This is a genomic window from Streptomyces sp. Root1310 (genome assembly GCF_001426425.1).
Classification (GTDB): domain Bacteria; phylum Actinomycetota; class Actinomycetes; order Streptomycetales; family Streptomycetaceae; genus Streptomyces.
Genome location: NZ_LMEQ01000033.1, coordinates 409,910 through 427,863 on the forward strand (window position 1 = coordinate 409,910; position 17,954 = coordinate 427,863).

General features: G+C 73.6%; 11 protein-coding genes, 4 tRNA genes, 1 other RNA gene and 1 pseudogene. 8 read left to right on the forward strand and 9 right to left on the reverse strand.

The features are described 5' to 3' along the window. Positions 1 to 122 precede the first annotated feature (122 nt). A complete protein-coding gene (locus ASD48_RS38055; protein WP_057606428.1) occupies positions 123 to 2,003 on the forward strand; it encodes a copper resistance protein CopC in 1,881 nt (626 codons plus the stop codon). 30 nt (positions 2,004 to 2,033) lie between these two features. Here ASD48_RS38055 and ASD48_RS38060 read toward each other — a convergent pair whose 3' ends face one another. Continuing rightward, a complete protein-coding gene (locus tag ASD48_RS38060; RefSeq protein ID WP_057606429.1) occupies positions 2,034 to 2,525 on the reverse strand; it encodes a thioesterase family protein in 492 nt (163 codons plus the stop codon). Positions 2,526 to 2,630: 105 nt separating this feature from the next. Then, positions 2,631 to 3,803 carry a macrolide family glycosyltransferase gene (locus ASD48_RS38065; protein ID WP_063887542.1) on the reverse strand — a complete coding sequence of 391 codons (1,173 nt, stop codon included), beginning with the start codon at positions 3,801 to 3,803 and terminating at the stop codon, positions 2,631 to 2,633. Positions 3,804 to 4,128: 325 nt separating this feature from the next. Here ASD48_RS38065 and ASD48_RS38070 point away from each other — a divergent pair, with 325 nt between their 5' ends. Next, positions 4,129 to 5,460 (forward strand): wax ester/triacylglycerol synthase domain-containing protein, encoded by a 1,332-nt coding sequence (locus ASD48_RS38070; RefSeq protein WP_079074226.1) that lies wholly within the window; start codon positions 4,129 to 4,131, stop codon positions 5,458 to 5,460. A gap of 365 nt (positions 5,461 to 5,825) precedes the next feature. Here the strand turns inward: ASD48_RS38070 and ASD48_RS38075 are convergent, their stop codons facing one another. After that, positions 5,826 to 6,047 carry a hypothetical protein gene (locus ASD48_RS38075; RefSeq protein ID WP_028807083.1) on the reverse strand — a complete coding sequence of 74 codons (222 nt, stop codon included), beginning with the start codon at positions 6,045 to 6,047 and terminating at the stop codon, positions 5,826 to 5,828. Positions 6,048 to 6,517: 470 nt separating this feature from the next. Beyond that, positions 6,518 to 6,605 (reverse strand) — tRNA-Ser (locus tag ASD48_RS38080). Between the two features lie 71 nt (positions 6,606 to 6,676). Here ASD48_RS38080 and ffs point away from each other — a divergent pair. From ffs to ASD48_RS38105, 6 genes are all read left to right on the forward strand, one after another. Further along, positions 6,677 to 6,775: signal recognition particle sRNA small type (ffs, locus tag ASD48_RS41405), an RNA gene on the forward strand. A 70-nt stretch (positions 6,776 to 6,845) separates the two neighbouring features. Next, positions 6,846 to 9,224 carry a DNA polymerase III subunit gamma and tau gene (locus tag ASD48_RS38085; RefSeq protein ID WP_057606431.1) on the forward strand — a complete coding sequence of 793 codons (2,379 nt, stop codon included), beginning with the start codon at positions 6,846 to 6,848 and terminating at the stop codon, positions 9,222 to 9,224. A gap of 135 nt (positions 9,225 to 9,359) precedes the next feature. Next, entirely contained in the window at positions 9,360 to 10,622 is a 1,263-nt protein-coding gene (gene purD, locus ASD48_RS38090; RefSeq protein ID WP_057606432.1) for a phosphoribosylamine--glycine ligase, read from the forward strand. Positions 10,623 to 10,992: 370 nt separating this feature from the next. Continuing rightward, positions 10,993 to 13,431 carry a hypothetical protein gene (locus tag ASD48_RS38095; protein ID WP_242432855.1) on the forward strand — a complete coding sequence of 813 codons (2,439 nt, stop codon included), beginning with the start codon at positions 10,993 to 10,995 and terminating at the stop codon, positions 13,429 to 13,431. A gap of 304 nt (positions 13,432 to 13,735) precedes the next feature. Next, positions 13,736 to 15,247 (forward strand): N,N-dimethylformamidase beta subunit family domain-containing protein, encoded by a 1,512-nt coding sequence (locus tag ASD48_RS38100; RefSeq protein ID WP_057606434.1) that lies wholly within the window; start codon positions 13,736 to 13,738, stop codon positions 15,245 to 15,247. 93 nt (positions 15,248 to 15,340) lie between these two features. Beyond that, entirely contained in the window at positions 15,341 to 16,240 is a 900-nt protein-coding gene (locus ASD48_RS38105) for a phosphoribosylaminoimidazolesuccinocarboxamide synthase (RefSeq protein WP_057606435.1), read from the forward strand. A 37-nt stretch (positions 16,241 to 16,277) separates the two neighbouring features. On the opposite strand, the gene ASD48_RS38110 is transcribed toward ASD48_RS38105, so the two are convergent. The 5 genes and pseudogenes from ASD48_RS38110 to ASD48_RS38135 all read right to left on the reverse strand — a co-directional run bounded on the left by ASD48_RS38110 (position 16,278) and on the right by ASD48_RS38135 (position 17,787). Next, positions 16,278 to 16,353 (reverse strand) — tRNA-Gly (locus ASD48_RS38110). Between the two features lie 23 nt (positions 16,354 to 16,376). Then, a pseudogene (locus ASD48_RS42945) lies at positions 16,377 to 16,947 on the reverse strand (hypothetical protein); the annotation flags it as partial. Between the two features lie 145 nt (positions 16,948 to 17,092). Next, positions 17,093 to 17,165, reverse strand: a tRNA-Gly gene (locus ASD48_RS38125). Between the two features lie 80 nt (positions 17,166 to 17,245). Next, positions 17,246 to 17,317, reverse strand: a tRNA-Gly gene (locus tag ASD48_RS38130). Positions 17,318 to 17,469: 152 nt separating this feature from the next. Further along, complete coding sequence (locus ASD48_RS38135; protein ID WP_020131279.1) at positions 17,470 to 17,787, reverse strand: Lsr2 family protein; 318 nt, start codon at positions 17,785 to 17,787, stop codon at positions 17,470 to 17,472. Positions 17,788 to 17,954: the final 167 nt, after the last annotated feature.

Sequence of the window (17,954 nt, forward strand, 5' to 3'; positions counted from 1 at the left end):
CAAGGCGGAGCGGTGACGTGAGCGAAGGGCGAGATGGCGGACGACACGGTGGTGGGCGGTACGGCGGCGCGGGACACGGCGGCCGGGGACACGGCGGCGGCCGCGGGGGACTTCAAGGGCTGGTGCTGCTGGGCACCGTGCTGGTCCTGCTCCTCCTCGGCGGCGGCCCGGCCTCGGCGCACGCGGCCCTCCGCAGCGCCGATCCCGCCGACGGAAGCGTCGTCAGGACGGCCCCCGACGCCATCACCCTCACCTTCACCGAGTCCGTAGGGCTGCTCGACGACTCCTTCCGCGTCTTCGACCCCGACAACCGGCGGGTCGACACGGGCGAGGCGGGCCACGCGGACGGCCGCGCCGACACCGCGCGGATCAAGCTCCCCGCGAAGCTCGGCACCGGCACGTTCACGGTGGCCTGGCGCGTGGTGTCGGCGGACAGCCACCCGATCGCCGGTGCCTTCACCTTCTCGGTGGGCACACCGTCCGCGACCCCGCCGGCCCTGCCCGGTACCTCCGTGGAGAACCCGGCCACCGGAGGCCTGTTCAACATCGGCCGCTACCTCGCGTACCTCGCCGCGGCGCTCCTCATCGGCACGGCCGCCTTCATCGCCGTCTGCCGCCCGCCGGACGTCCGGCCGCTGCGCAGGCTGCTGGTGGCCGGCTGGTGGGCGCTCGCCGGATCGACGGTGTTCCTGTTGCTGCTGCGCGGCCCCTACGAGACCGGCACCGGCCCCGCGCAGGCCCTGGACCCGTCGGGTCTGACCCGCACCCTGGGCACCCGGCCGGGAGTGGCCCTGGTGGCGCGCCTCGCGCTGCTCGCGGCGGCCGCGGCCCTGCTGCTGTGGCAGCGGAAGGCGCTCGGCGCCGGGCGGCGGCCGTCCCGCGCGGCGCTGCTGACCGGCGCCACGCTGGCCGCGGGCCTGGCCCTGACCTGGGCCGGCGCCGAACACGCGTCGGCCGGTATCCAGGTTCCGGCGGCGATGACGTCCACCGTGCTGCACCTGCTGGCGATGGCGGTGTGGCTGGGCGGCTTGGCGGCCCTGCTCACCCTGTTCTACCGCGCGTCCGTCCCGTCGCGCGTGGTCGGCCGCTTCTCGCGGCTGGCGGGCCTCTCGGTGACCGTCCTGGTGGTGACGGGCGTCTACCAGTCCTGGCGTGGCCTCGGCTCGGTGTCCGCGCTGACGGACACGACCTACGGGCGGGTCCTGCTGGCCAAGCTGCTCGCGGTGACGCTCCTGCTGCTGGCGGGGGCCCGGTCGCGGCGGACGGTGACAAGGGAAAGGACGGCGAGGAACGTGACGGTGGAGGCTGCCGAGACGCGGGAGACGAGGGAGACACGGGAGGCGCTGGTACCGGAACCGGTGGGCGGCCGGGCCGAAGGCGCGGCGGACGGCCTGACGGACGGCCGGGTGGCCGGTACGGCCGACGTCCCGGCGGGTGGCCCGCCGCTCCCCGGGAAGCCCCGGCCGCCGGCCGCTGCGGCCCTCACCCCGGCCGAGGACGCCCAGCGCCGGGCGCTGCGCCGCTCCGTGCTGGCCGAGGTCGTCGTCTCCGTCGTCGTCCTCGTCTTCACTACCGTCCTGACGGGCACCCTGCCGGGCCGGGCGGCGGCCGAGGCGGCGACGGCGGAACAGTCCGCCGGGCTGCCCGTGGCCTCCGTGACCGACATCCCGTTCACCATCGGCTCCGGCGCCCCCGGCGTCCGCGGTGTCAGCGGGAAGGTGCAGGTCACCCTCGATCCGGGCCGGGTCGGCGACAACGGCCTCCAGGCCGTGGTCTACGGCCCCGACGGCGGCTTCGTCAGCATCCCCGAGCTGCGTATCTCCTTCAGCCTGCCCGGCCAGGACATCGGCCCCCTCGACGCCAAGGTCACCGACCGGGGCGGCTACTGGGCCGCCGACACGGTCAACCTGCCGCTGCCCGGGACCTGGGAGATGAAGGTGACGGTACGGGTGTCGGAGACCGACCAGGTGAGCGAGTCCGAGTCGGTGGAGATCGTGCGCTGAGACAGCGGCCGCCCCCGGCGGGGCGGCCGGTCAGCGTGCCGGGTCGGGAGTGGCGTGCCGGGCCGCGAGGGCACGTTCCGCCTCCTCGAGCCGACGGGAGCACCGGGCGTCCGGGTCGTAGGCGACGGCCGTGCTCACGCAGGTGCAGAACACCCGGGCGTCGCGGGTGACGCGGCTGGTGACGCGGAAGGTCGAGCGGCGCAGGTCACCGATGGTCGTGGTGATGGTGACCGGCTCCGGCTGCAGGACGAGGGGTTCCGTGTAGTCGAGTTCGTGGCGTGCGTAGACGAACCTCGGGCGGATCTCCTGTCCCGGCAGTCCGGGGCGCAGATAGAACATGTCGATGTGGGCGTCCTGGATCATCTCCAGCAGCCGGACGTTGTTCACATGGTTCATGGAGTCCAGGTCGCTCATGCGTACCTGGCGGAGATAGAGGTGCGGCCGGCAGTCCGGCACCTCGAGGGGCGGGCGGCCGGTGCCGGTGCGGCGGACGTCGGACGCCAGGTCGTGGGTCAGGGTCAAGGTGTCACTCCTCGGAACATCGGAACAGGGGCCCCGGCCTCCCGACCGGTACGCGCTACCGGTGCCGATACCGGTACCGGTGCCGGGGCTGCGGGGACTGCGGGGCTACAGGGCCCGCTCGATCAGGTCGGCGGCGGCTGCCGCACCGCCGGCCGCCGCGATCTCCCGGCGCATGGCGGACACGCCCGCGCGGATGTCCCGGTCGGACGAGACCCGCAGGACGGCCTCCCGCAACGCCTCGGGGGTGACGCTCTCGCGCGGCAGGTGGACGCCGAGCCGGAGGTGTTCGATCCGGGCGGCGTTGACCCGCTGCTCGGCCATCTGCGGGACCGCCACCAGCGGCACGCCGTAGTACAGGGCCTCCATCGTGCCGCCCATTCCGGCGTGGGTGACGAAGGCGTCCGCGTGGGCGAGCACGGCGAGCTGCGGCACATGGGGATGGACCTCGACGTTGGCGGGCAACGGCCCCAGCCCGTCCGGCGGGACGGCGCCGACGGACATGACCACATGCCAGGGCAGCTCGGCGAAGGCCTGGACGCAGGACCGGTAGAACTCCGGCCGCCGGGTGAACTGGGAGCCCAGCGAGACCAGCAGGACGGGCACATCGGGCCGCGGCGGCCGCCAGGAACCCTGGTAGGAGCGGTCCCCGAGCGCCGGCCCGACGTACGCGACGCGCTGTGCCGCGACGGTGTCCGCCCTGCGCTGGAAGGTCCGGGGGAAGAACGCGACGGCGTGTTCGGGCCGCACGAGGTCCTGGATCCGGGCGGCCTCGACCCCGTGGTCGGCGAATGCGGCCGCCAGCCGCGCGAAGCCCGGCAGCTGCGGGAGGCCCGGCACGCCGAAGAACTCCGGGACGATGCCGTCGTAGGCGAGGTGGGTGGGCGACGCCACGACCGTCGGCACCTGCCACCGTGCCCCCAGCAGCAGGCCCGCGAAGGCGTAGATGTCGCACAGCACCAGGTCCGGGCGGTCCCTGCCGAACGCCCGGGTCAGCGCGGGCAGGGCCGCCAGCGCCACCTCGACCACCCGCGCGAACCCCTCGCCCATGTCCTCCGGCGCGTCCGAGCCGTCCCCCGCGTCCGGGTAGAGCACGGGCTCGGCACCGGCCGCCTTCACCTGGTGCACGAAGTCCTCGGTGACGGCGTAGCTGACCCGGTGCCCCCGCCGGACGAGCTCCTCGACGACCCCCAGGGTCGGATTGACGTGCCCGTGCATCGGAACGTTGAACACGGCGATGTGCGCGGGAATGTGCGCGGGATTCGGATGAGTACCAGGCACGACACACAACTCCTGTCCGGCACGGAGCCGGGGCGGGGGATTCGGGAACGGGACGCCCGACGGCGGACGCGGAGTCCCGATTAAAGGCGCACGGACACCGTTCGTGACCGCAAACCTGCGGCAGTGTCACCCCATCAGGGAGCCTCCACGGCCGCGCGTTGACACCTGCGGAACACCTGAGAGGTACCTGGCGGGGCTCCCGGTGACGCGGCGGACGTGACCGCCGGTCCGATCGGCCGTTGGGGGTACAGGACGTCGTCCGTCAGCAGCCGGCCCACGACAGGACCGGCCCACGGCACGGACGGCCCACGACAGGAGCAGTCTCATGCCCGGATCGCATCTGCCCTTGATGGAAGAGGGGATGGCCCGCTGGCCGTTCGGCCCGCCCAACGCCGGGATCGCCCTGGACCTCGCGGGCGCCCCACCGTCGCCGGACGAGCTGCGGGCGTTGGTGGAGGAACGCTGGAAGGCGTTGCCCAGGCTGACCCAGACCCTGGTCGCCCCCGGCGCTGCCCGGACGGGCCTGGCCTGGTGGACCGGCCGGCACCGCTGGGCGCGGCGGGACGGCCACGACCTGGGCCGGCAGATCGACAGCGCGGACCTCACCCTGCGCGACGCGGTCCGGCTGTGGTTCCACACCCCGTTCCCGGCCGACCGGCCGCCCTGGAGCCTCCACCTGCTGCGCGGGGCGACGGAGGGGGAGTTCTCCCTGCTGTTCCGGATGCACCACAGCCTGCTCGACGGCCGTTCCCTGACGACCCTGCTGCGCGCCCTCTTCGACGACGGCGGGCCGCTGGACGGCGCCGCGTCCCTGGCGGTGCCCGGCCCCCGGCGACGGACGGTCGGCCCCGGCCCCACGGGGGGCGGCCCGCCGGGTGTGCTCACCACGGGCCGTGCGGTGCCGCTGCCGCACCGGGGCCCGCGGGAGCCCGCGTACACCGTCGTACGGCTGCGCGCCGACGTCCTGCGGGCCGCGCGCTCGGCCGTCTCCGTGGGAGCGCCCGGCGCCCTCCGCCCGGCGACCACCAACGAGGTGTTCCTGGCGACCGTCTCCGGAGTCCTGCGCGCCTGCCTCTCGGCTTCGGACTCCGCCTCCGCGTCCGACGCCGGCCGCGCCCCCGCTTCCGGCGGCGGTGACCGGGATCCGGACGGGAGGCAGGTGTGGCTGTCGGTCCCGGTCGACGAACGGCCCGACGACTGCGGTGAGTTCCTCGGCAACGCGTTCGCCAACGTCCGGGTCCCCGCGCCGGTGACCCTCGCCGACCCGACGGCCCGACTGACCGCGTGCACCGGCCTGCTGACCACCGTGACCCGCCCCCGGCGCACCGCCGAGAAGCTGGTCGAGGGCACGCTCGCGGCGGTTCCCGGGGCGACCCTGGCGCTGGCCGGCGGAAGGATCTTCGCGCCCGCGTACGCGCCGGCCGCCTGCTCCTACGTCCATCTGCGCGAGCGGGGCCAGACCCTGGCCGGACGACCGCTGCGCCACCTCACCATCGTCCCCATGGTGCCCCCGGCCGGCACGGCCACCTTCGCGCTGGGCGGCTGCACCAAGGGCCACACGCTGAGCGTCGCCACCAACTCGGGCGGCGAGGACGCCGGCCTGCTGGCGGAGGCGTTCCTCGACGAGCTGACGCTGCTCGCCGAAGGGGCTCGCTGACCCGCCGGCTCCGCACATGTCGAAGGGCCCCACAGCGAACGGTGGGGCCCTTCGGCACGCGCGGGACCGGGACGGCGCGTGGCCGCCGGCTGCGGGGCCACGGTCACCGGCCGGAGCTAGCTCGCCTGGCGTCGAGCCGCACCCGTGCCGGAGAGGGGTGCCTGCGCATCCTCGATCAGGAAGATCTCGTCCTCCCCGAAGTCCGGGGCCTGGAAGGGGTTGGTCGTCGGAGGCGGCGATGCCGCGGTGGCATAGCGAGTCGCCCCTTCCGGAGCGGAGAACAGCGAGGTCGGGTCGATGAGAGGTCTCCCATTCGTTACAGGGCCGCGAACGGACCTGGCGTGCCGTGACCGGGCACAGCGGTCCTACAGCTTGCTCATCTTGGTGTACGGGCTCAGGATCCGCATTTGCGCCGAACCGAAATCCACGAGGGCCGCGATTCCGTCCTCGATGCCGATCACGCGGCCGAGGCCGTACATGTCGTGCGTGACCTGGTCGCCCACCTCGAAGTGCTTGGGGGAAGGCGCGGCCGGGGCCTTGAAGGGACTGGTGGGCAAGTAGCGCTTCGGTGCCGATGGCTTTGTCATTGCCTCCAGTATGGGCCTGCATGCGCCAGTCGTAGCGGCCGTCTTTCCCCGCTGTTCGTCACAGACCCGGACAGCGATCATCACCTCGCCCGGAATACGGGCGGCTGCGCGCCTCTGACCTGGTGCTTCGCCGATGAGCCCACGGAAGCGCCCACGGGACCCCACCACAGACCGTTACCTTCGGAAACCCGCTCCACGTCAGCCGGTCGCGAGGATCGGGCTCAGGATCATGAGCATGACGCACAGCGCCGGGGGCGACCCCGCCGGATGTTCCCGGATCGGTGGACGAGACGGCGGGCAGGCGGGTGCGGCAGGCGCGTGCGGCACGCCGGGCAGGCGTCCGAGGCCGGGATACGGACGGGATGCGGACGGCATGCGGACGGCATGCGCGGACGGCATCCGGGACGGGCGACGACGAAGGGCCCCACCGCGAACGGTGGGGCCCTTCGACATCGTGCCCGGTGAGGCACTGGCGGAGGATACGAGATTCGAACTCGTGAGGGGTTGCCCCCAACACGCTTTCCAAGCGTGCGCCCTAGGCCACTAGGCGAATCCTCCGCGGCAAACAATACAAGACGTTGAGGAGTGCTCGCGAACTCGTTCCCCCCGCTCAGATCCTGTAGCCTGTGCGCAGCCCCTCACGCGGCGCTATCTGACTGAACTCCCCCAGGGCCGGAAGGCAGCAAGGGTAGGTCGGCTCTGGCGGGTGCGTGGGGGGCGCTTGCGTGTGCGGCGGGGGCCGGGTGCCGGGTCCGCGTGCGGGACCCGATGTCAGCGGTCGCCTATAACCTCGTATGCGTGTCGTCTCTCGCGCTGTACCGCCGCTATCGCCCGGAGTCGTTCGCCGAGGTCATCGGGCAGGAGCATGTCACCGGCCCTTTGCAGCAGGCGCTGCGGAACAACCGGGTCAATCACGCGTACCTGTTCAGCGGGCCGCGTGGGTGCGGGAAGACCACCAGCGCGCGGATCCTGGCCCGGTGCCTGAACTGCGAGCAGGGGCCCACCCCGACCCCGTGCGGGGAGTGCGAGTCGTGCAAGGACCTCGCCAGGAACGGCCCGGGATCCATCGACGTCATCGAGATCGACGCCGCCTCGCACGGTGGTGTGGACGACGCCCGTGACCTGCGGGAGAAGGCGTTCTTCGGGCCCGCCCGCAGCCGGTACAAGATCTACATCATCGACGAGGCCCACATGGTCACGCCGGCCGGTTTCAACGCGCTCCTCAAGGTCGTCGAGGAGCCGCCCGAGCATCTGAAGTTCATCTTCGCGACCACCGAGCCGGAGAAGGTCATCGGGACCATCCGGTCGCGGACCCACCACTACCCCTTCCGGCTCGTGCCGCCCGGGACGCTGCGGGACTACCTCGGCCAGGTCTGCGGGCAGGAGGCCATCCCCGTCGAGGAGGGCGTGCTGCCGCTCGTCGTGCGCTCCGGCGCGGGTTCCGTGCGTGACTCCATGTCCGTCATGGACCAGCTGCTCGCCGGCGCGAGCGACGCGGGTGTGACGTACGCCATGGCCACCTCCCTGCTCGGTTACACGGACAGCTCGCTGCTCGACTCCGTCGTCGAGGCCTTCGCCACCGGTGACGGCGCCGCCGCCTTCGAGGTGGTCGACCGGATCATCGAGGGGGGCAACGACCCCCGCCGTTTCGTCGCCGACCTGCTGGAGCGGCTCCGGGACCTCGTCATCCTCGCCGCCGTGCCGGACGCGGCCGACAAGGGGCTCATCGACGCCCCCGCAGACGTGATCGAGCGCATGCAGGCCCAGGCCGGCGTCTTCGGCGCCGCGGAGCTCAGCCGCGCCGCCGACCTCGTCAACGAGGGGCTGACGGAGATGCGGGGCGCCACCTCACCCCGTCTCCAGCTGGAGCTGATCTGCGCGCGCGTGATGCTGCCCGCCGCCTACGGCGACGAACGCTCCGTCATGGCCAGGCTCGACCGCATCGAGCGTGGCGTGAACTTCTCGCCGGGCGGCGCGGTGCAGGGCGCGGCGCACGGTGCGCCCGCGATGCCGACGGCGGGTTACGTGCCGGGGCCCGAGGCGCACGCCGGTGCCCCGCTGACCGGGGGCGCGCCGATCCCGCCCGGTGGCGGGGCGGCCGCCGCCCGCGCCGCGGTACGGGGCCCGGGGCAGGGTCCCGTACCGGGTCAGGCACCGGACCGGTCGCCCGCGCCGGCCGCCCCCGCGCCCGCCCAGCCTTCCGCCGCCGCGCCGCCCGCGGCAGCCCCGGTCCACACCTCCGCTCCCGCTCCCGCCGCCCCCGTCGCGGCCTCCGCGCCGCCGGTGGAGGAGGCGCCGGCCGCGAGCTCCCAGGCTCCGGCTCAGCCCGCCCCCGGTGCCTGGCCCACCGCCACCGCGGCGGGCAGCGGGCGACGCCCCGGCGGCTGGCCCACGGCCGCACCCGCGGGCGGCGGCGGCCGGCCCCCCGCCCCGGCACCCGCTTCCCCGCCCGCCGCCTCGGCGGCTCCCCCGGCCTCGGCCCCGGCTCCCGCGGCGGCCCCAGCGCCCGCGCCCGGCGGGTACGCGCCCCCCTCCGGCGGCCTCGACCCCCGCATGCTCTGGCCGAACATCCTGGAGGCGGTCAAGAACCGCCGTCGCTTCACCTGGATCCTGCTCAGCCAGAACGCCCACGTGGCGGGTTTCGACGGCACGACCCTCCAGCTCGGCTTCGTCAACGCCGGGGCCCGTGACAACTTCACGAGCAGCGGCAGCGAGGACGTGCTGCGGCAGGCGCTGGCCGAGCAGTTCAGCGTCCAGTGGAAGATCGACGCGGTCATCGACCCGTCCGGCGGCTCGGGGCCCCCGCCGGCCGGCGGCCTCGGTGGCGGTGGAGGCGGTGCGCCCGGCGGCTACGGCAGCCCGGGGGGTCACAACAGCCCCGGTGGCTACGGCGGTGGCGGCGGCTCGACGGCCCCGTCGGGCGCGGCCCCGGCCCAGGGACCGGCGGCCTCCGCGGGCCCTGCCCAGCACGCTTCGCCCTCGGCATCGGCGTCGGCCCACTCCCACGCGGCGTCCGCCCCGGCGCAGTCCCGCCCGCCCGCCCCCGAACCGGTGGCCCCGGAGGACGACACCCCCGAGGACGACGACCCCGACCTCAACGAGTCGGCCCTCTCCGGCTACGAACTCATCGTGCGCGAGCTCGGAGCGACGGTGGTGGAGGAGTTCACCAACGAGTAGGGGCCGGCGCGGACGTCCCCCGGCGGCCCCCCTTCCCCGTGCCCTGCCGCTTGGAGGAACGCACGAGATCCCCGCCTCCCCGCTTTCGGAAGCCCGCACAAAACACCCCCGCCCCCGCCCGTTAGGCTGACCCCCGTGAACGTCCTCGTCATCGGCAGCGGCGCCCGCGAACACGCCCTGTGCCGCTCACTGTCCCTCGACCCCGCCGTCACCGCGCTGTACTGCGCCCCCGGCAACGCCGGCATCGCCGAGGTCGCCGAGCTGCACCAGGTCGACGCCCTGGACGGCGAGGCCGTGTCCGCGCTGGCCGTCGAGCTCGGCGCCGAGCTGGTCATCGTCGGCCCGGAGGCGCCGCTGGTCGCCGGGGTCGCCGACGCCGTACGCGACGCGGGCATCCCGGTGTTCGGCCCCTCCAAGGAGGCCGCGCAGCTCGAGGGCTCCAAGGCGTTCGCCAAGGACGTGATGGCCGCGGCCGGCGTGCCGACCTCCCGCTCCTACGTCTGCACCACCCCCGAGGAGGTCGCCGAGGCCCTCGACGCCTTCGGCGCGCCGTACGTCGTCAAGGACGACGGCCTGGCCGCCGGCAAGGGCGTCGTCGTCACGGACGACCTGGAGGCCGCCGCCGCGCACGCGGCCGGCTGTGAGCGGGTCGTCATCGAGGAGTTCCTCGACGGCCCGGAGGTCTCCCTCTTCGCGATCACCGACGGCGTGAGCGTCGTCCCGCTCCAGCCCGCCCAGGACTTCAAGCGCGCGCTCGACGGCGACGAGGGCCCGAACACGGGCGGCATGGGGGCCTACTCGCCGCTGCCCTGGGCGGACCCGAAGCTGGTGGACGAGGTCCTGGAGACGGTTCTCCAGCCGACCGTCGACGAGATGCGTCACCGCGGCACCCCCTTCTCCGGACTGCTCTACGCGGGCCTCGCGATCACCAGCCGCGGTGTCCGGGTCATCGAGTTCAACGCCCGTTTCGGCGACCCCGAGACGCAGGTCGTCCTGGCCCGGCTGAGGACCCCGCTGGCCGGTGTCCTCAAGGCGGCCGCCACCGGCGACCTCGCCGACCTGCCGGCCCTGCGCTGGAGCGAGGACGCGGCCGTCACCGTCGTCATCGCCTCGCACAACTACCCCGGGACCCCGCGCACCGGCGACCCGATCTCCGGCCTCGCCGAGGTGGCCGCCGAGGACGCCCCGCACGCCTACGTCCTGCACGCCGGGACGAAGTACGACGGTGACGACCGCGACACGGTCGTCAGCGCCGGCGGACGCGTACTGTCCGTCACCGCGACCGGCACGGACCTCACCGAGGCCCGCGAGCGCGCCTACCGGGCGGTCGGGCGCATCGGGCTCGACGGTTCGCAGCACCGTACGGACATCGCCGCGAAGGCGGCGGCAGGCGCGTAGCCACCCGCCGCGACAGGTGTCGCCAGGCGCCCCGAGCGGGCGCCTCGGCAGGCATCAGCAGGGATCTCCCAGGCCCCGGGCCACCACGGAACTCCACACGGAGGCCCCGTGGAACCCGGGGCCTGATCGTTGCCCACCGTCGTTCACCTTTCCCCAAAGCCATTCCATCGTGTGAGCGCTGAGCCATCCGGCTGACGTGGGCCGGAGCGCCAACTAGGGTGCGGCGCAAGCGTTCCGGCACTCGTTCCGGCACTTGGCCCACCGGCATTGCGATGTCAGTGGGCGGTGCCACAGTGGGGGAGTGACCACTGCGAAGACAGCCGGGGGAAACAGGACCGTAGGGAGGGGGTGAGGTCCGGTCGTGACCGGTATGGGAGTGGAGATGGGCGCGCAGGCCGCGCGGGCCCGGGCACTGGCGGTGCTACGCATCCGCAGCCGGGCGCTCGCCGTCGCGCTGCTGCCCGCGGCCGCCGCGGTGATCCTGCTGGCCGGCGGTTCCACCGGGCATTTCGTGGGCCCGGGATGGGACGCCGCCCGCTGGACGGTGTCCGTCGTCGCGCTGGTCGTACTGCTGGCCGCCGGTGTCATCGGCCTGGTCGTCGCCCGCGCGCGCCCCGCGGTCAGCCCCACGGTCGCCATCGCAGAGGCGGCGGCCCCCGATCTGTACCGGCTGGTCCGGGACCTCGCCGACCGCCTCGACGTCCCCGCGCCCTCCGCGATAGCGCTCACGCCGGACTGCGACAGCTGGCTGGAGGACCGCACCCACCCGGCCCACGGCCCGTCGCCGTCCCGCGGCGGTGACGAGATAGCCGGCCCGGGCGGCTCCCACGGCCCTCTCCACCGCCGTACGGCAGCGTCACCGGTGCTCGTCATCGGCTCCCCGTTCCTGTGGTGGATGCGGGTGGGGGAGCTGCGCGCCGTGCTGGCCCCGGTCGTCGCCGGGACGGGCCCTTCCGCGCACCCCGACATAGCCGCGGCCCGGCGCTTCGTGCGCGGGCTGGACGCCGCGGTGGCCGTCTGCGCCTACCGAGGCGAGCGGTATCCCGTGCTGCGCCCGGCCTGCGCGGGCATCGGCTGGGCCGCCCGCCTGATGCTGCGCGGCTGCCAGATCCACGCCGGCGAGATGGAGCGGGGAGTCGCCGCCGCGGCCTCCGAGCGTGCACAGGCTGTGGACTACGGGCTGCGTATCGTCGCCCAGGAGCAGGTGGGCCTGGCCTACGCGGGGTGGGACCGCCTGCTGACGCGGGTGGCGCTGCCCGCCTGGCGGATGGGCCGCTGGCCCTCCCGGCTGGACGCGGGCGTCGTCGCCGCCCTCACCGAACTGTCCCGGCGCGACCGGCTGGCCGAGGGGTTCGCCTCCCGGCTCGGCGAGCGCCCCGCCTGCGACCTGCTCGAAGAGCCCGGCACCATCGACGAGGCCGCCTCGCTGCTCGCCGCCCGCCTCTTCCACGGCGGCCCCGCGGATCCGGGCCCGGACTGGTCGCCGGTGGCCTGGGAGGATTACCCGGACGAGGTGGTCGACCGCAAGTGGCGCACCGACGCGGCCCGGCTCCACCGGGTCCTCGACACCCTCGGCGTCCGCCGCACCTGCGACCCGACCGGCACCGGCCACCCCGCCGGACCGCACTCCGGCGGCCACAGCGGCCCCACTCTGGCCCGAGTCCTGGACCACCTGACGGACAGACCCGCCGACACGGAGGGCCCCCACCCGACGGCCTTGCCGGACCCGACAGCCTTGGCGGACCCGACGGCCTTGGCGGACCCGACGGCCTTGGCGCATCTGACGGACCCGACGAGCTTGACGGACGCGACGGCTATGGCGGACCCGACGGCTCCGGCGGACCCGACAGATCTGGCCCGTCCGGCGGACCCGACAGATCTGGCCCGTCCGACGGCCACAGCCGCCCCGGCGGGTACCTCTGCCCCGGCTCCGAATCCCGGCTCGGACCCGGATCCGAATCCCGGCTCGGACCGGGACCCCGGCTCGGACCGGGACACCGACCTTGGCCCGGACCCCGACCTCGCTCCGAGCCCCGCTCCGGGGTCCGGCCCCGCCCCGGGCCCCGGCCTCGCTTCGAGTCCCGCTCCGGGCCCCGGCCTCGCTTCGAGTCCCGCTCCGGGGTCCGGCCCCGCCCCGGACACCGACCCCGCCCCGGACACCGACCTCGGCCCGGACCCCGACCTCGCTCCGAGCCCCGCTCCTGGCCCCGACCTCGGCCCGGACCCCGACCTCGCTCCGAGCCCCGCCCCGGGGTCCAGCCCCGCCCCGGGCGCCGGCCCCGGCGCCGCACCCGCTCCCGTTACGGCCCCGGCCCCCGCCCCCGCTGCCGTCCCAGACCCCGAACCCGTCCACCTCGCCGATGACGACGACGAGGATCTCGTGCCTCCGAACCCCCGCAGCGTGGCCCTGGCCGCCGGGATCGGTGCCGAGCTGGGGCGGGAGGAGGCCGCGGCCGCGGCGGCGGCGCCCCCCGCTCCATCCGGTCCCCCGGCGTCCGGCCAGGGCCCCGACATGGCTCTCTGGGACCAGGGCGCGCTCCCCCTGTTCCCCCTCCAGCCCCCGCGCACCGAACGCGAGCTGCTGGCCGATCACGTCACGGCGATGGTCTGCTGCGCCGCGATGGACACCGTCGGCGCCGTGCCGGGTCTCGACTGGCTCGACGGTCCGACCCTCCTGGTCGACGGTGTGCGGGTGGCCGACCTGGCACCCCGGGTGCTCAGCCTCGTCGAGGACGGTGACGCGGTCCCCCTGCGCACCTGGCTGGTGGAGCTCGGGATACGCCCGGAGAAGCCGGTACGGCTCGGCTGAGCGCGCCGAAGCACCCACGCTGCCCCCTGCCCCCTGCCCCCTGCCCCCTGCCCCCTGCCGTCCGACCCCAGCCGCCCCCAGTCACCCCCGGGTGACCCCCGCGCCCCCAACGGCCAAGCCCTAGCGGAGCTCTATATTCCACTTTCGGCCAATTCGCAACGAATAGTGACTGCCTGCGCGCGTTATGTGATGTGCTGGGACCGATCGGGCCCATGGCAAGGGCTTGCGACATAGGACAAACGCGCGGGCGGTCACGTACGGCATACGCACGAACCAGCACGGGGGCACTAGGGAGGGGAGCACCATGGGACCCGGACCAGGACCGGAACACATCCGCCGATGGGAGTCGGGGGCGCTGGCCCACGCCGTGACGGACCCCTTCGGACAGGGCCCCGTCCCCTGGCTGCGCGGCAGCGAGACGTACTTCGACGACACCGGCCAGGTCGTCCCCTGGTACGTGGACGCCGCACCCGCCCCCGCCCGGGGCGGCCCCCGTGTCCCGGGCCCCCGCACCGCGCCCGCGACCGGCGGCCCCCGCTCGGCCGACGACGTGCGCCGCCAGATCAAGGGCTTCGTCTCGACCGGCGCGGTCGCCCCCGGCGAGGCGGTCGACTTCCACATCACGGTCGACCCGCCCCAGGAATTCAGCGTCGACGTCTACCGCATCGGCCACTACGACGGCGACGGCGCCGCCAAGATCACCACCAGCCCGCGCCTGTCCGGCATCGTCCAGCCGCCGCCGCTGACCGCCGACCGCACGGTCTCCTGCCACCACTGGTGGCTCTCCTGGCGCTTACAGGTCCCGTCGTACTGGAACGTCGGCGCGTACGTCGCCGTCCTCACCACCGCCGACGGCTACCGCTCCCACGTCCCCTTCACGGTCCGCGACCACCACCCCGCCGATCTGCTCCTGCTGCTGCCCGACGTCACCTGGCAGGCCTACAACCTCTACCCCGAGGACGGCCGCATCGGCGCCAGCCTCTACCACGCGTGGGACGAGGACGGCCGTCTCCTCGGCGAGGCCGACGCCGCGACCACGGTCTCCTTCGACCGCCCGTACGCGGGCGCGGGCCTGCCCCTCCATGTCGGCCACGCCTACGACTTCATCCGCTGGGCCGAGCGCTACGGCTACGACCTCGCCTACGCCGACGCCCGCGACCTGCACGCCGGCCACATAGACCCGACCCGCTACCGCGGACTGGTCTTCCCCGGCCACGACGAGTACTGGTCGGCGAGCATGCGCCGCACCGCGGAACTCGCCCGCGACAGCGGCACCTCGCTCGTCTTCCTGTCCGCCAACTCCCTCTACTGGCAGGTGGAGTTGGGCCCCTCCCCGTCCGGCGTCCCCGGCCGCCTGCTGACCTGCCGCAAACGCAAGGGGCCCGGCAAAACCGTCCTCTGGCGGGAGATCGACCGCGCCGAGCAGCAGTTGGTGGGCATCCAGTACGCGGGCCGGGTGCCCGAGCCGCATCCGCTGATCGTCCGCAACGCCGACCACTGGCTGTGGGAGGCGACCGGCGCGTGCGACGGCGACGGCATCGAGGACCTGGTCGCGGGCGAGGCCGACCGCTACTTCCCCCGCACGCCGCTTCCGCCCCACGAGGACCGCATACTCCTCGCCCACTCCCCGTACGCCGACAGCGAGGGCGTCCTCCGTCACCAGGAGACCTCCCTCTACCGGGCCCCCTCCGGCGCCCTGGTCTTCGCCTCCGGCACCTTCGCCTGGTCCCCGGCCCTGGACCGCCCCGGCCATGTGGACGCCCGTGTCCAACGCGCCACGGCCAACCTCCTGGACCGCATCTGCAAACGCGACTGACGCCCGCGTGCCCGCTCGCGCCACCCGCTGTCCGGGGTCGATCCCGATGTACGGGACAATCGACCCACTAGGACAGAACCACGGGGAGGAACCGTGTCCGGATTCGTAGAAAAGCCCGAGCCCCTTCAGGTGCCGGGCCTGGTGCATCTGCACACCGGCAAGGTGCGCGAGCTGTACCAGAACGAGGCGGGCGACCTCGTGATGGTCGCCAGCGACCGCACCTCCGCCTTCGACTGGGTGCTGCCGACCGAGATCCCCGACAAGGGCCGTGTCCTCACCCAGCTCTCCCTGTGGTGGTTCGACCAGCTCCGCGACCTGGTCCCGAACCACGTCCTGAGCACGGAACTGCCTGCGGGCGCCCCCGCCGACTGGGCCGGCCGCACCCTGGTCTGCAAGTCGCTCCGGATGGTCCCGGTCGAGTGCGTGGCACGCGGTTACCTGACCGGCTCGGGCCTCGCGGAGTACAAGGAGTCCCGCACGGTCTGCGGCCTCGCCCTTCCCGAGGGCCTGGTCGACGGCAGCGAACTCCCCGCGCCGATCTTCACCCCGGCGACCAAGGCCGCAGTCGGCGAGCACGACGAGAACGTCTCCTACGAGGAGGTCGCCCGTCAGGTCGGCGCCGACACCGCCGCCCAGCTCCGCCAGGCGACCCTCGCCGTCTACGGCCGCGCCCGCGACATCGCCCGCGACCGGGGCATCATCCTCGCCGACACCAAGTTCGAGTTCGGCTTCGAGGGCGAGAACCTGGTCGTCGCCGACGAGGTCCTCACCCCGGACTCCTCCCGCTTCTGGCCGGCCGACCAGTGGCAGCCCGGCCGCGCGCAGCCCTCGTACGACAAGCAGTTCGTGCGGGACTGGCTGACCTCGGCCGAGTCCGGCTGGGACCGGGCGAGCGAGCAGCCCCCGCCGCCCCTGCCGCAGCACATCGTGGACGCGACCCGCGCGAAGTACATCGAGGCCTACGAGCGCCTGACGGGCCTCGGCTGGGCCTGACGCGAAAGGCCCCGGTCGATGACCGGGGCCTTTGCGATGGAGCGGACGACGAGGCTCGAACTCGCGACCTCAACCTTGGCAAGGTTGCGCTCTACCAACTGAGCTACGTCCGCAGTGCGCCGTGGCGCGAGGCCAACTATACCCAACCCCGCTCCCTGGTGAGCCGCACGGCCGCGTGCCGGTTCTCAGCCCGGAGCCGGAGCCGGCCGACGACAGCCCGACGACAGTCCGACGCCGGCGCGACGACAGATGGTCCCGTGCGGTCCCGCCGGGACAGCACGCCCCGCTCGGCGATCTCCGCGACGGGCGCCGCGTCGGCGGCGAGTTCGAGAACCTCCGCCGCACGCGAGGTCGGCGGCGAGCCACCGGCGGCGACCGCGTCGGCGGCCAACTCCGTTTCGGCGTAGAGGTTTCCGGCGCGCACGGTACGGATGATCTCCGCGAGCGGCTGCGCGCGCTCACCGTCTTCGGGACGAACCCCCGCACACCGGCCGCGAATCCCGCGCACCGGCCGCGAACCCCCGCACACATGCCGCGAGCGCCCGCTCGAGATGCCCGGGCCGGCCGTGCCTGGTGACGATCGGCGCCCGGCACCCCGGCAGTTCGACGCGCAGGGATGTGGCGACGTTCACACCGCCGGTGCCCGGCATCCACAGATCCAGGCCGGCGACGTCGGCCCGGTGCACCATCGCCGTCGCCGGGGCGTCCTCCGGCGAGAGCGTGGTGTCACCACTCCGCAGGACGGACAAATGCCGGACGGCCACCCGCGTCACGCACTCGTTCAAAGCAGTCGCGCACCCGCTGACGGCATACGAAAAGACCCCGGTCCAATGGACCGGGGTCTGATTCCCGAGCGGACGACGAGGCTCGAACTCGCGACCTCAACCTTGGCAAGGTTGCGCTCTACCAACTGAGCTACGTCCGCATTGCCTCCGACCGGCTTTCACCGATCGGCGCGAGCACCACCCTACCTGATCCACAGCAGTGGTCAGACAGGTCGTGCAGAGCGGGTGACAGGGATCGCACACTGCGCCTTCCCCCTGGAAGGGGGATGTTCTACTACTGAACTACACCCGCGTGTACTCCGTGAGCTGGGCTTTTCGGCCTGGCCCCTCGGCGTGCTCCAGACTCTAGCTGACCAGGAGGGGTGGAGCGCAAGTCGGTACGTTCGAGGGGCCGGTGACCGGCCGTCGGCCCGCGGTTCCGGGTAGCCGATCAGCGGGTGCGGCTCACTGCGCGTCGGCGAACGCCTCGTAGACCTTCTTGGGGATGCGGCCGCGCGCCGGCACCTCCAGCTTGTTGGCCTGGGCCCAGGCCCGGACGGCCGCGGGGTCGGGTGCGACCTCCGTCTGCTTGTACGCCTTGCCGGACCTCGACCGCTTGCGGCCGGCGTCGACGTAGGGCTCGAGAGCCTTACGCAGTTTCTTGGCATTGGCTTCATTCAGGTCGATCTCGTACGACTTGCCGTCGAGTCCGAAGGCGATCGTTTCCGCCGCTTCCGAGCCGTCGATGTCGTCAAAGAGAGTGACCACGACCTTCTGCGCCACGAATATCGGTCCCTTCGTGCGACACCTCTGCGATGACGTGCCAAGACGTCACGGAGATGTCGACTGTCCGCCTGTTATGGGGCAAAGTATCGGCTATTGACAATTCATTTGTACAGTGCCCGGCATTGCAATGTGAAGCTCGACTAAATCTCCCCGCGTGTCCCAGG